General features: G+C 63.3%; 1 protein-coding gene. It reads left to right on the forward strand.

What is annotated here, in order from left to right:
* Window positions 1-27: 27 nt before the first annotated feature.
* The coding region (locus tag IMZ11_RS43775) for a hypothetical protein (protein ID WP_228649618.1) at window positions 28-502 on the forward strand (475 nt) is incomplete at its 3' end.

The raw sequence follows: 502 nt of genomic DNA on the forward strand, positions 1-502 counted from the left end.
ATCGAATGCCGTTCGCCGAGGAGCGCAATGACCTACCCGTCGGGATCGAACACCCCCTGGCCTGGGCATCAGCCCCAGCAGTTCGGGGGTCCGCCGCAATACCAGGCGTCCCCACAGCAATACGGCGTCACTCCGCCATCTGCCGGGCGTGGCAACAAGGGCGTGCTCATCGGTGGAACCATCGCCGGTGTTCTGCTGATGGTCATCACCATCGGCGTAGCGGTCTTCGCCCTCATGCCGTCCGAGGAGCGCACGATCAAGGATCTTCTGGAGAAGGTTGCCGCGACCCACGGCGTTCCGTCTCGCGCGAAGCAGTATTACTGCAAAGACGACTACAGAATATTCGTCGGCTTCGACAACAGCGGCGTCGACGACTCTGAACGCCGGATCCTCCCACCAGTCAAGCTCCGCCCCGACCTGGCCATTGAAGTCACCAACGACCGCGCCGTCGTCACTGGCGGCGCCAAGACGCTGTACCTGCGCAAGGAGAGCGGGTCGTGGA

Origin of the sequence: Microtetraspora sp. AC03309, assembly GCF_020826795.1 — a bacterium.
GTDB lineage: Bacteria > Actinomycetota > Actinomycetes > Streptosporangiales > Streptosporangiaceae > Microtetraspora > Microtetraspora glauca.